This window comes from Chitinophaga agrisoli (assembly GCF_008386695.1).
Classification (GTDB): Bacteria; Bacteroidota; Bacteroidia; order Chitinophagales; family Chitinophagaceae; genus Chitinophaga; species Chitinophaga agrisoli.
Genome location: NZ_VUOC01000004.1, coordinates 2,912,539 through 2,925,761, shown reverse-complemented (window position 1 = coordinate 2,925,761; position 13,223 = coordinate 2,912,539). Strand labels below are relative to the sequence as shown.

13 protein-coding genes are annotated in these 13,223 nt (G+C 50.2%); 6 read left to right on the top strand and 7 right to left on the bottom strand.

Translation table 11 applies throughout. From position 1 onward, the window contains the following. Positions 1-393 (top strand): response regulator, encoded by a 393-nt coding sequence (locus tag F0L74_RS30645; RefSeq protein ID WP_149841691.1) that lies wholly within the window; start codon positions 1-3, stop codon positions 391-393. Between the two features lie 47 nt (positions 394-440). Here the strand turns inward: F0L74_RS30645 and F0L74_RS30640 are convergent, their stop codons facing one another. The 5 genes from F0L74_RS30640 to F0L74_RS30620 all read right to left on the bottom strand — a co-directional run bounded on the left by F0L74_RS30640 (position 441) and on the right by F0L74_RS30620 (position 3,577). Next, positions 441-1,442 (bottom strand): patatin-like phospholipase family protein, encoded by a 1,002-nt coding sequence (locus F0L74_RS30640; RefSeq protein WP_149841690.1) that lies wholly within the window; start codon positions 1,440-1,442, stop codon positions 441-443. Between the two features lie 230 nt (positions 1,443-1,672). Continuing rightward, positions 1,673-2,212 (bottom strand): hypothetical protein, encoded by a 540-nt coding sequence (locus F0L74_RS30635; protein ID WP_149841689.1) that lies wholly within the window; start codon positions 2,210-2,212, stop codon positions 1,673-1,675. Positions 2,213-2,252: 40 nt separating this feature from the next. Beyond that, complete coding sequence (locus F0L74_RS30630) at positions 2,253-2,501, bottom strand: hypothetical protein (protein WP_246197867.1); 249 nt, start codon at positions 2,499-2,501, stop codon at positions 2,253-2,255. 118 nt (positions 2,502-2,619) lie between these two features. Further along, on the bottom strand, positions 2,620-2,973 hold the full coding sequence (locus F0L74_RS30625) for a hypothetical protein (RefSeq protein ID WP_149841688.1): 354 nt from the start codon (positions 2,971-2,973) through the stop codon (positions 2,620-2,622). Positions 2,974-2,986: 13 nt separating this feature from the next. Further along, on the bottom strand, positions 2,987-3,577 hold the full coding sequence (locus F0L74_RS30620) for an RNA polymerase sigma factor (protein ID WP_246197865.1): 591 nt from the start codon (positions 3,575-3,577) through the stop codon (positions 2,987-2,989). Between the two features lie 326 nt (positions 3,578-3,903). Between F0L74_RS30620 and F0L74_RS30615 the strand changes: the two genes are divergently transcribed. Continuing rightward, positions 3,904-4,785 carry a cation diffusion facilitator family transporter gene (locus F0L74_RS30615; RefSeq protein WP_149841686.1) on the top strand — a complete coding sequence of 294 codons (882 nt, stop codon included), beginning with the start codon at positions 3,904-3,906 and terminating at the stop codon, positions 4,783-4,785. 6 nt (positions 4,786-4,791) lie between these two features. On the opposite strand, the gene rsmG is transcribed toward F0L74_RS30615, so the two are convergent. Beyond that, on the bottom strand, positions 4,792-5,430 hold the full coding sequence (gene rsmG / locus F0L74_RS30610) for a 16S rRNA (guanine(527)-N(7))-methyltransferase RsmG (protein WP_149841685.1): 639 nt from the start codon (positions 5,428-5,430) through the stop codon (positions 4,792-4,794). A gap of 124 nt (positions 5,431-5,554) precedes the next feature. Beyond that, positions 5,555-6,694 carry a glycosyltransferase gene (locus F0L74_RS30605; RefSeq protein WP_149841684.1) on the bottom strand — a complete coding sequence of 380 codons (1,140 nt, stop codon included), beginning with the start codon at positions 6,692-6,694 and terminating at the stop codon, positions 5,555-5,557. 400 nt (positions 6,695-7,094) lie between these two features. On the opposite strand from F0L74_RS30605, the gene tgt reads away from it, so the two are divergent. The 4 genes from tgt to recG all read left to right on the top strand — a co-directional run bounded on the left by tgt (position 7,095) and on the right by recG (position 13,157). Then, positions 7,095-8,219, top strand: coding sequence for a tRNA guanosine(34) transglycosylase Tgt (gene tgt, locus F0L74_RS30600; RefSeq protein ID WP_149841683.1), 1,125 nt, complete (start codon positions 7,095-7,097; stop codon positions 8,217-8,219). 56 nt (positions 8,220-8,275) lie between these two features. After that, complete coding sequence (locus tag F0L74_RS30595; RefSeq protein ID WP_149841682.1) at positions 8,276-9,355, top strand: LptF/LptG family permease; 1,080 nt, start codon at positions 8,276-8,278, stop codon at positions 9,353-9,355. A 277-nt stretch (positions 9,356-9,632) separates the two neighbouring features. Further along, positions 9,633-10,958: a citrate (Si)-synthase, eukaryotic gene (locus F0L74_RS30590; RefSeq protein ID WP_149841681.1), complete on the top strand. Its 1,326-nt coding sequence runs from the start codon at positions 9,633-9,635 to the stop codon at positions 10,956-10,958. Between the two features lie 78 nt (positions 10,959-11,036). Continuing rightward, complete coding sequence (gene recG, locus F0L74_RS30585; protein WP_149841680.1) at positions 11,037-13,157, top strand: ATP-dependent DNA helicase RecG; 2,121 nt, start codon at positions 11,037-11,039, stop codon at positions 13,155-13,157. The last annotated feature ends 66 nt before the right edge of the window (positions 13,158-13,223 follow it).

Below are 13,223 nucleotides of genomic sequence, written 5' to 3'. Positions count from 1 at the left end.
ATGAAAAAGATCTTAATAGTAGATGACAATGTACAATCCTTACTCGTTTCTCAAAAGAGTCTGCAACAATGGCTCAAAACAAATGCCCCATACCAATGTATAATTGACATTGCCCATGAACCGGCTACAGTTTTATTAACAAAGGATGTTCTTAGTTATGATATCATCATAACAGATTGGAGCATGCCGGTCATGGATGGGCTCACATTTATTACCGCACTTAAAGAAAATGGCTATAAAAATAAAATCATCCTTGAGTCCGGCGCTGACATACAGGAAGAAGAGTATGCCCACTTAAATATGGATATTACTTATTTCAGGAAACCGATAGATCCAAGCGAGATAAATAAATTCATCGATGCTGTGATCCGCAGGCCGTACATTTCCCTTTAAGAAAGCCGCACAGGTCTACATCACAAACATGCTGCACATCATCATCTTCAGCTAAACAACCGCTCCGCTACCTCCATCCCTTTAGCCAGCATACCTTTCATCTCCGTGGGATCAAACTCCAACCCACCAGGGCCACCGCCTAATGGCGCATCCGGCCGGATAAGATGGATGGTCAGTGATCGTTTTCCCAGGAATGGATTAGCGCCGGGTATATCAAAATACTTATCAATATCCGCTGCCGGTATACCGCCATCCTGCATCTTTTGTTTCACGGCGGCCAGGTATTCCAGCGCCCGGTTATACAATAACGGTATCTGCACATCATTTACCGCCACATCCGTGGTGAACCAATCGATCGTTTGCTCCAGTATATCAAACGCGCTGCTGAAACGCTCACTGCTGATAGGCGGTGTTTCCGGCGTTAAGAGGATCGCATAGATCTCCGTAGCCCCGTTATCAATGGCCAGCTGTATAGGTGCATATTCCCGCAGGCCGCCATCTACAAACTGCCGGGGTTTTTCCGTAACGGCAGATACCTCTATTGGCGGCATAAACACCGGCTGGCATGCAGAGGCCAGCACGGCTTCCCGCATGGCCTGCGCGGTGGTCAATTTTACCACATCATAACTATTATTCAGCATGGGCATGCCCGTTGTGCTGAAATAGGTGATGCGCCCGGTTTGCAGGCATACGCCGGTCAGGAATAGTTCTTTACGTAATGCCGCCAGCCGTTCAAAGCGCTCTTCCGTAATGATATTGGTTATTTGCCGCGCCAGGGGAGTGGCGTCATACAGGGAGTTGGCACGCAGAAAACGGTTCAGGATATTGCCGGTAAGCACTACATCGGCGGTGGTTTGGGTGGTATACAGGATTTCCAGGAGATTGGTTTCGCCCAGCGCTACCAGGGGTACAATTAAGGAGCCGGTGCTGGTGCCGCACAGTGTATCAAACTGTATATCCGGCCGGTTTTCCGTAAGATATTTGATCACGCCCACGGCAAATGCGCCCTTGGAACCGCCGCCGCTCACTACTAAAGCTGTCTTCGCCATAACTCTTTACGTTTACATTGTTCAATGTTCACTATATAGTTCCTGTTAAGCCAGCCTGTTATTCTTACAATCAGATATTGATTCCGCTCTCAGCTAACCTTCCATCATCATAGTATTCCAGTATACTTCAGCCAGCCGTTTAGTTCTTCAATGCGTCCTACTCTTCCTGATATCTCATCATTATCTACTCCAGCCACTTAGTATTTCAACTAACTACTTCACCATTCTCATCACTCAAACGGGTTCTCCTTTGGTTTCTTGCCAAACAAATTTACGCCCACGCTTCCTGCTATCCACCACGCATTCAAATGATAATCCCGCAAAGCCTTTATCGAAAATACCGCCAGCTGACCCACTTCCACCGCCAGTCCGCCACCGGCCAACCGCTGCTCTTTTGTGCCCCAGAGCTGCTCCGCTACCAGCTGAACATTCAACACTGTACTGGAAAGTATCTTCGGTTTATCCGTTAGCAGCAGCGCCAGTTGCGGCCCGCCAATGCCATAGATCCTTTTATTGGTATAAGCGCCGCCGGCGGTAATACCCGCGCGCAACCGGCCTGGTACAAGCGTGTACTGCGGGCTGAATGAAAGCGTGCCTAAATAAAGGTCTGGCGTATGATTGAAAGCGGTAACTGCGCCTTGTCCCAGGTTTAGCGGAAACACCCATCCTTTGGGAAACTCCTGGGCGGTAGCAGTATTGGAGAATAGAAACAGGCACCATGACAGTGCATAGAGTTGGAATAGTAACCTCTTTTTGGGGGACGGGTTCATGGATATAAGTTAGCGAAAAATTTTCGCTTTTACACCATACTTATTCCAGTACTTCGCACAGGAATCCCTGCTGCCGTACAAAATCCATCATCGTATATTCATCTACTTTCATATCTGCAACACGCAGCACCCTATCGCAGTCTTCAATATCCACGTAGGCGCTGCTTACATCAAAATGCGCATGTATGGCCCGTATCATCAACTGACGTTCTTCGGGCGTGGCGATGTTAGTTTTGAAGATACCGATCATAGTATCCATTTTATAATAATTAGCAATGGCGTATAGCATAGAATGGTTTTTAAAGGGTTATGCTACAATCAAAACAAATATTAATAATTCTTTTTCCTTCAATGTTATATCTCTGCGTCATCATTCATCCATCTATCCGCTCCAATCCATCAGCACATTATTCCTGTGTCTGTTTCTGTTCTTCCTCATCCCTGAAGAATTTGCCTGAGCCAAACCGGCAACGGTCGCGCAGTCTTTCTTTTTCTTCCGGCGTCATAGACTCCATGCGGCGGCGCATTTTCTCCTTCCAGTTAGCTTTCCATGCGGCGCCATGCTGATGGCCATGCCAGCCAAACAAAAGCTTGCCCAGCAGTAATAATCCCAATGCCTGCCAGAAGGTGATCACCGGCCCATGGAAAAGATCGGGTATCAGGCAGTTCCATAATGTCATTACCACAAAGCCCAGTACGGTCACGAACAATATGCCTAAAAGAATGAACTTTAGTACGCCCAATCCAGGTTTACGTCTCATAATATCAATGCGTTTAATCGTTGTTTAATAATTCCCGGTACAGTTCCGCCAGCCGCTCGCGCAGGTATAGCACCGCATAGCGTTTTCTGGACAATAAAGTGTTAATGGAAAGCCCGGTTTCTTCCGCCATTTCTTTGAATGATTTGCCCTCTACTTCATGTTGCAGGAAAACATTGCGTTGTTCGGCAGGCAGCTCTTCTATTGCCTCCATAATGGTTTCTGCCAGCATTTTACGGAGCATGGGCATATCCGCCTTCGAGGAGTGGTCTGGTAGTATCTCAGACAGGAACAATGTTTCCTCTCCCTCATATTCTACGGTATTGTCAGAGAAGTTCCGTTCACGTTTTTTCCGGAACCAGTCCGTGATCTTATTCCGCGTTACCGCAAACAGCCAGCCTGTGATCGAGTCTATCTGGCTGCCTAATCGTAAATATTCGGTGAATTGGTAAAATACATCCTGTAAGATATCCTCCGCATCCGCCACATTATTCACCCGTTGCCGGATAAAATGAAGCAAACGCTTGCGCTCCTTCTGAACGGTCTGCTGTATACGCTCATTCTGTTCTATGGCCATAGATGTTTTTGTAAGGAGCAACTCTTTCATCTTAATTAGGAAGACGACGCCGCGCTCCGGATATTTTACGCCCTGAATAATTTTTATACCCCCGCTTCCCAAAATACCCTAAACTGTCAGGTTATCAGTATGTTAGCGGGCTGTTCTCCTTACGCCGGCCGCTTAGGCCTTATCTTTCCCTGCCCGTTGTGGGCGCCCCGGGGACCAGCTAAGGTCACCATCTGTCGCCGGTGCCATCTCTTTAACAACTATCCATCCGCCAAATGGACAACCTGCATTAAAAATTTATAATCCTTCATCCCCCAATCTGCAAATTTGCACATCTGCACATCAACACATTATTTTAAATTTACGCTATGTCGCACGATCATGTACATCCGCTTCCCTCCGGCAATGGTCATCTTAACCGCGCCTTCCTCTGGGGAATTGCCATGAACCTGGCTTTTGTGGTAATAGAGTTCAGCGTGGGTTTCCTCACCAATTCCCTGGCCCTGGTATCAGACGCCGGCCACAACCTCAGCGATGTGGCCAGCCTCGCCCTCTCGCTCCTTGCATTCCGCCTGGCCCGGGTAAAGTCCAGCCAGCGGTACACCTATGGTTACCGTAAAAGTACTATCCTCATTTCATTATTGAACGCCCTTATCCTGCTCGTGGCGGTAGGGGCTATCGGGTATGAGGCCATCCGCCGCTTTTCACAGCCGGCGCCGGTGCCTGGCAGCACCATGGCCATAGTAGCCGGCATTGGCATTGTGATCAATGCCCTGTCTGCCTTCCTCTTCTTTAAAGATAAGGAGCACGATCTGAATGTAAAAGGCGCTTACCTGCACCTGTTGTCAGACGCCCTGGTATCCCTGGGCACGGTAGTAGCGGGCTTTATAATTATAGGGACCGGCTGGTATTGGGTAGATCCGGCCGTAAGTTTATTGATCATTGTAGTAGTGGTATACAGCACCTGGGACCTGCTGCGCAGTAGCCTGCGTCTTTCTATGGATGGGGTGCCGCCGGGTATTGATATCGGTAAGATCCGCCAGGCGGCTTTACAGGTTCCCGGCGTAAAGGACATGTATCATATCCATGTATGGGCGATGAGCACCACAGAGAACGCCCTTACGGCCCAGTTGGTGGTAAACCCGGATCTGGACAACCCGCAGGTATTTGAGCTCAAAAAGGCCCTCCGCCATGAGCTGGAGCACCTGGGTATACAACATGTTACATTGGAAACAAATATGCAGGAGTAATCGTTCTTACCGCCTCACTGTCACCACAAACTTCTCCGCAAAATATTCCTCTTCAAACAGGGATTTGATCTCTACCAGGGATGGCCGCACGCCACTCTCAGAGATCTCCTGTGTCAGATCGCCGCCTTTGAGGCAGATCAGCCCATTGGGGGCGGGCTCGCCTTCCGGGCTTAGTTTATTGGTCTTGCGCAGCAGTGGCCGGCTCCATTTCCAAAGATCCGCCAGCGGCGCTACCGCCCGGGATACCACTACATCAAACTGCCGGTTTTTGATCTCTTCCGCCCGCATATGCGCGGTGGTCACATTCTTGAGCTCCAGGGCCTCCGCTACGGCCTGCACCACTTTTATCTTTTTGCCGATGGAATCTACCAGGTGAAACTGCACGTCCGGGAAGAAGATCGCCAGCGGAATGCCGGGGAAACCGCCGCCTGTACCCAGGTCCAGCACCTGGCTGTTCTCCGTAAAGTCCGCTACCGCGGCAATGCTCAGGGAATGCAGCACATGTTTCTCATAAAGGCTGTCTATATCCTTGCGGGATATTACATTTATCTGCTCGTTCCACTCCCGGTAAGCGGCGTCCAATGCCGTCAGTTGCTCCAGCTGCAGCGGTGTAAAGTCGCCAAAATATTTAAGGATGATGTCCATGTATAAAAAGCTATTAGCTGTTAGCTATTAGCCTTTAGCGTTCGCTAATTACTAATAGTTAACAGCTATTATATTGATGTTTGTTTAGAAACGTTAACCCCGGTAAACCACTAACAGCTAGTTCCTACCACCTGTTCTTTGTCTTGGATTTAAAGAGCAAAGCGGGTGTGAAGATAATGTAATACAGGCACATAAAGATGTCCATGAACCAGGACAGCTTGAACAGGTCTGCCTCATCCAGCTTACGCATGCTGGAGAAGAAGATAATGGACTGTATCAGCAGCTTGGCGCCAAAGATCGCCAGTACATACTCCATCATAGGCCAGTAGAACAGCGCTACAATAAAAGCAGGGTAGAAGAGGAAATGCGTTAAGGAGAACAGTCCCAGCAACAGCTTGTGCCCAAAACGGTAATGTTTACCGGTGGACATATGCCTGGTTTTCTGCCGGAACCAGCGGCCCCAGTTATCCTTGGGCTCAGAATACGTAAACGCCTGTTTGTCTATCACCACTGCCACGTTTTTGCTGGTAGCGGCGCTGTTCACAAACAGATCATCATCCCCGGATGCCAGGTGTTGATGGTTTACAAATCCTTTATGACGGAAGAACAGGTCCTTTTTATAGGCCAGGTTGCGGCCCACTCCCATATAGGGAACACCGGCCATGGCGAAAGACAGGAATTGCAGGGCGCTGAAAAAAGTCTCATACCGGATGATCTTATTTAGGAAACCCGGCTTTTTGTAATAAGCGCCATACCCCAGCACGATCTCTTTATCTTCCCGGAACCCCTGGCTCATGATAGACAGCCAGCTAACGCTGGAAGGGCGGCAATCCGCGTCTGTCAGCAGCACATGCTCATGCTGTGCGTGCCGCAGGCCCATGGATAGCGGGTATTTTTTACCGGGAATGAATTTGGCGGCTTGTTTCAGCTCTATATGGCGGTAGTGGGGATAACCTGGCTCTATGGAGCGCAGGTAGTATTTCGTATCATCCTCAGAGTTATCGTTCACCACGATCACCTCGTATTCCGGGGCGTCGTTCCGGCCATAACGCTGTTGCAGCACACTTGGCAGGTTCTTCTCCAGGTTCAGCTCCTCGTTCTTGGCGCAGATGATGATGGAGAAGGGATCAGCAGGCGCTTCATCGTTATCGAATCTACGCTTGTAGAAGGCTACGCGGGAAAAGAAGATCAGGTAATACAGCACTTGTATACCGGCCACGGTAGCAAAAATGTAAAAGACAATTAAACCCAGGCTTTCCGACATATTGAGGACAAATATATATGTTTTCGATTATCTGTCCCCCTTTGGGGATAAAAAAGTTACGACCACTCCCGCCTGTTCCAGCTCTTCCGCAAAAATTAACATTGACGTGTTATTTTCCGGCCTTTCCAAGCCACGAAATCCACCCCTAAATTCCGCATTTTCTCTGGCTCCGGATCTTCGTTTATCCGCATCTTCCCGGTTATATGAACGCGCCGCTTTCCTGCCCGGATGCCGGCTTGTCTTTCTGGAGACCTTTTAACCCTGTGGATCTGCCCCTTCCGTATTACATCAGCGGTCACGGTTGGCTCATATCCGCTTCCTCCATTCACATATTAACATTATCAGCACATCCGCACACCTGCACATCCGCACATTAACCCTTACCTTTGCCCCTTCAATTATGGACTTTCAGTTACTAAAAACAGATAATTCCGCCCGTGCCGGCGTGCTCACCACCGCCCATGGCGCTATAGAAACGCCCATCTTTATGCCTGTAGGCACAGTAGGCAGCGTAAAAGCCGTTACCCAGGAGCAGCTCCGGGCCGATGTAAAGGCCCAGATCATCCTCGGCAATACCTATCACCTCTACCTCCGTCCCGGGCTCGAAGTGCTTTCCGCCGCCGGCGGCCTGCACCGCTTCAATGGCTGGGAGAAACCCATTTTAACAGACAGTGGCGGCTACCAGGTATTTTCCCTGGCCGCCAACCGCAAAATAAAGGAAGAAGGCGTTGTTTTCCAATCGCATATCGATGGCAGCCGCCACCTCTTCACCCCAGAAAGTGTGATGGACATCCAGCGCACCATTGGGGCAGATATCATTATGGCTTTTGACGAATGCCCGCCTTACCCGTCAGAATTCCATTATGCGCGTAAATCCATGGAGCTCACGCACCGGTGGCTTGACCGTTGCATTAAACGCCTGGCGGAAACGCAGCCTGCCTATGGGCACGAGCAAACACTGTTCCCCATCGTACAAGGCAGCACCTATAAGGAATTGCGTACCATTTCCGCTACGGAGATAGCCGCCCGCGACTGCGCGGGTAATGCCATCGGAGGCCTCAGCGTAGGGGAGCCGGAAGCGGAGATGTACGACATGTGCGGCCTGGTATGCGAAATACTGCCTGTGCACAAACCCCGCTACCTGATGGGCGTGGGCACGCCCTGGAACCTCCTGGAAAACATTGCCTTAGGCATCGATATGTTCGATTGTGTAATGCCCACCCGCAATGGCCGGAACGGTATGCTGTTCACCTGGCAGGGCGTTATCAACATCAAGAACAAGAAATGGGCAACGGATTTTTCTCCCATAGATCCGGAAACGGATTGTTTTGCCAGCAATAACTACAGCAGGGCCTACCTGCGCCACCTGTTTGCCGCCGGCGAGTACCTGGGCCTTACCCTGGCCAGCATACACAACCTGGCCTTCTACCTGCAGCTGGTAAAAGCCTGCCGGGAACAGATCCTGGCCGGTACCTATACCGCCTGGAAAACCAGGATGGTAGAACAGCTGAAAACAAGATTATAGGAGGCGCTCCTATGGTATATGGTTAAATCATTATATTGCTGCCGCAAAAGTTGTACATGACAAAGATCGATTGGTATATACTACGTAAGTTCATAGGCACTTTCATTTATTCCATCATCATCCTGCTGGTGATCTCAGTGGTGATAGACGTAACGGAAAAGGTGGACGACTTCATGGGCAATAACCTGTCGCTCAGGACCATTATCGTAGATTACTATTTCGGCTTTATCCCGCACATTGCCGCTTTGCTGTTCCCGCTGTTCATCTTTATTTCGGTGATCTTTTTCACCTCCAAGATGGCCTACCGTTCAGAGATCATCGCTATCCTGGCCGCCGGCGTCAGCTTCCGCCGTATGCTGCGGCCCTACTGGATAGGCGCTTTCCTGTTTGGCGGCCTGCTCTGGCTGGGCAACCGGTGGACAGTACCCAATGCAAACCGTATCCGCACTACATTCGAGAATAAATACGTCAATTCCCACAGCGATAACCACACCATGTATGATAAAACTACCCGTATAGATAGTTTTACCTACGTGACCTTTGGTTCCTACGATCCCACGTATAAAAGCGGCGGCAATTTCGTGCTGGAAAGGGTAGAAGGTATGGATATGACTCTTAAGGTACGGGCAGACAGGATCACCTGGGACTCTGTAAAAAATGTATGGAACCTCAACTATGTTTCCCTGCGCCGTATCAAAGGCCTAAAAGAAACCTGGTGGAGCAAACAGGATACCTCCCTCAAGCTGGCCCTCAACCCTAAAGAGATGGTAGAAGAAAAGAATATCCAGGAAGCCATGACCACGCCCCAGCTTAATGCCTTTATCAACAGGGAAGAGCTGCGCGGCGCAGAAGGCCTCAATACCTATTATGTAGAACGGTACCGCCGTACGTCCGCTGCTGCCGCAGTGATCATACTCAGCCTCATTGGCGCCATTATCGCCTCCCGTAAGGTAAGGGGCGGCAGCGGCCTGCACCTGGCCCTGGGTATTGTGATCAGCGCCAGCTATATCATTTTCCTGCAGTTCTCCACAGTGTTCTCCACCAAAGCCAACCTGAACCCTTTACTAGCAGTTTGGATTCCTAACTTTCTTTTCGGGGGATTAGCATTTTGGTTATACATGCGGGCGCCCAAGTAGGGGAGAGTATGTCCACCCATTAACACATTCTCTAATTCATAACTTCACCCATTAAAAACCCATTAGAACCCCCTTTTTCGAAAATTTCACATTTCTTTAATATACCTATTTTACATCATAATTTATTTAATCAACTATATATCAGTACGTTACAAGCATCCGCAACCACCCTCTAACGTCAACCGGCTAATGAAAAAAACAGGTGTAACTTCGTTAACAAATCATTACTTTTGACAATTGATCGATTGTGTTTTAACTATCAAACTCTAGTATTAAAATGGGGTATATAAAAGAAAAATTCAAGGTAAAGGCCGATGAGCTGAATACAGAAGTGAAGGACCTGGTAAAGAACCATGGAAGCAGGAAAATAGACGAAGTAACCATCGCCCAGGTTTATCAGGGTATGCGCGGCATCACCGGCCTGGTTACAGAAACATCATTGCTGGATGCGAATGAAGGTATCCGTTTCCGGGGATATTCCATCCCTGAGCTGCGGGAACACCTGCCAAAAGCCCCCGGCGGTGCGGAGCCTTTACCTGAAGGTTTGTTCTACCTCATGCTGATAGGCGAATTACCCACCGAAGCAGATGTACAATATCTCTCCGGCATGTGGGCCCGCCGCTCTCACGTACCAAACTACGTATTTGATGCGATAGAAGCGCTGCCTATCACTACCCATCCCATGACCATGTTCACCGTAGGTATCATGGCCCTGCAAACAGAATCTGCCTTTGCGAAGGCCTATTCTGAAGGCATCAACAAAAAAGACTACTGGAGCCACATGTACGAAGATACCATGAACCTCATTGCCCGCCTGCCGCGCATTGCAGCGTACGTGTATCGCCGTAAATATAAAGACGGACAACATATCCAGCCCAATGGTATGCTGGATTGGGCCGGCAACTTTGCCCATATGCTGGGTTACCAGGATGAAGGCTTTAAGGAACTGATGCGCGTGTACATGACCATCCACTCAGATCACGAAGGTGGTAACGTAAGCGCGCATACTACACACCTGGTAGGCTCCGCATTAAGCGATGCATACCTGTCCTTTGCTGCCGGTATGAACGGCCTGGCAGGTCCCCTGCATGGCCTGGCTAACCAGGAAGTGATCAAATGGATCATGAATATGCAGCAGGAGCTGGGTGGCGGTAAACCCACCAAAAGCCAGATCGAGCAATATGTGCGCAAGACCCTGGCAGATGGTAAGGTAGTACCTGGTTATGGCCATGCCGTACTGCGCAAAACCGATCCCCGTTTCACCGCGCAAATGGAATTTGCAAAGAAACATCTGCCAAACGATGAGCTGGTGAACATCGTTTGGATGGTATACGAAACCGTGCCCCCCATCTTACAGGAGCTGGGCAAGGTAAAGAACCCATGGCCCAATGTGGATGCACATTCCGGCGCCCTGCTGGTACACTACGGCATGGTAGAATATGAATTCTACACCGTGCTGTTTGGCGTATCCCGCGCGCTGGGCGTACTGGCATCCCTGTGCTGGGACCGTGCCCTCGGCCTTTCTCTCGAACGCCCCAAATCCGTTACAACAGAATGGATGAAGCTTTTCGTAGAAGGTAAGGTAGAAGCAATAGCAGATTAATCTTATTTTTGATTTTTGTAAAAGGCAAATGGTGTATTACCGTTTGCCTTTTATTTTTGCAGTAAAGTCAATAGACACATCGCTACGCATACCGCCATATTATCCAGTCCCATAGAATACCTGAAGGGCGTAGGTCCTCAGCGGGGAGAGCTGCTGCGCAAAGAGCTGAATATCTTCACCTTTGGCGACCTGCTCAACTATTTCCCGTTCCGTTATGTAGACCGTACCAAAGTGGAAAAGATAGGCCAGCTGCATAACCAGATGGGCCAGGCGGATTATGTGCAGATCCGCGGCCGTATCACTTCCCTGGAAGTGATTGGCGAAAAACGCGGTAAAAGACTGATGGCCACCCTGCGTGACGAGACCGGGGAAATAGACCTGGTATGGTTCCAGGGCTGGCAATGGATGCAGAAATCCCTGCAGCAGCAAACCGCTTACCTGGTATTTGGCCGCGTATCCGTATTCAACGGCGTTATGCAGATCGCCCACCCGGAAATGGACCTGCTGACGGAGAACATCGCCACCGGCAAACAATTCCTGGAGCCGGTCTATTACACCACAGAAAAGCTCAAAGCCCGCGGGCTAACGGCCAAGGCTATCGGAAAGCTCACTTTCAACCTGCTGGAGCAGCTATCGCCCCTGGAAATACCGGAAAACATCCCGGAACCGGTGTTACAGCAATTCCGCCTCCTACCGCGGCCCATGTCTTTCTTTAAGATCCATCTGCCGGCTACGGAAGAGGAGGCCCAGCAGGCCCGCCGCCGCCTCAAATTCGAGGAGCTGTTTATGGCCCAGATCCGCATCTGCCGTATCAAGATCCGGCGGCACCAGCAATCACATGGCTATATTTTTAGCGCGGTAGGCGATCATTTTAATGACTTCTATAACAACCACCTGCCTTTTGCCCTGACCGGCGCGCAAAAACGGGTGCTGAAAGAGATCCGGCTGGATACCATGAACGGCCGCCAGATGAACCGCCTCCTCCAGGGCGATGTAGGCAGTGGCAAGACCATGGTAGCCCTGCTGACCATGCTGCTGGCGCTGGACAATGGTTTCCAGGCCTGCCTGATGGCGCCCACGGAGATCCTATCCCAGCAGCATTACAAAGGCATCTCAGAACTGCTGGAGCATATGCCCGTAAACGTGGCCCTGCTTACCGGCAGCAAAAAAGGCAAAGCCCGTAAAGAAGTGCTGGCGGCTACTGCTGCGGGAGATATGCACATCCTCATTGGCACCCATGCCCTGCTGGAAGATGAAGTACAGTTCAAGAACCTGGGTATGGCCATTGTGGATGAGCAGCACCGGTTTGGCGTGGCCCAGCGTGCCCGCCTCTGGCAAAAGAATACCATTCCCCCGCATATACTGGTCATGACGGCCACGCCTATTCCCCGTACCCTGGCCATGACCGTGTACGGCGATCTGGATGTTTCTGTCATTGACGAAATGCCCCCCGGCCGTAAACCCATCACCACGGTGCACCGTACGGAGTTCCAGCGTCCCCAGGTAATGGACTTTATCCGCGAAGAGATAAGGAAAGGCCGTCAGGCATACATTGTATACCCCCTGATAGAAGAATCCGAGAAAATGGATTACGAAAACCTCATGAAAGGGTATGAAGAGGTAAAGGCCTTTTTCCCGGAACCGCAGTATTACATCAGCATGGTGCATGGCCGCCAGCCGGCAGACCAGCGGGAGACCAATATGCAGCGTTTTGTCCGCGGCGAGACCCAGATCATGGTAGCCACCACCGTAATAGAAGTAGGCGTAAACGTGCCCAATGCCTCCGTGATGGTCATAGAAAGCACCGAACGTTTTGGCCTGTCGCAGCTGCACCAGCTGCGCGGCAGGGTAGGGAGGGGGGCGGAACAGTCCTTCTGTATCCTTATGACCGGCATTAAACTGGGGGTAGACTCAAAGGAACGTATAAACGTAATGGTACAGACCAACAACGGCTTCATTATCTCCGAAAAGGATATGGAGCTCCGCGGTCCCGGCGATATGGAAGGTACCCGCCAGAGCGGCGTGCTGGATTTTAAGCTGGCAGATATCCTCCAGGACCGCGCCATTCTCGACGCTGCCCGCGCCTGCGCGGAAAAGATCCTGACGGAAGACCCCGATCTGTCTCTGCCGGAAAATCATCCCTTACAGGAATATTTGGCCGCTCACCGGGGAAAATCTCAATGGAGTAAAATTTCCTGAGCGGTTAAACGTTCTTAATATTAATATTGTCAAACGTACCGGCCAGTAGACTGGATATAATTGACA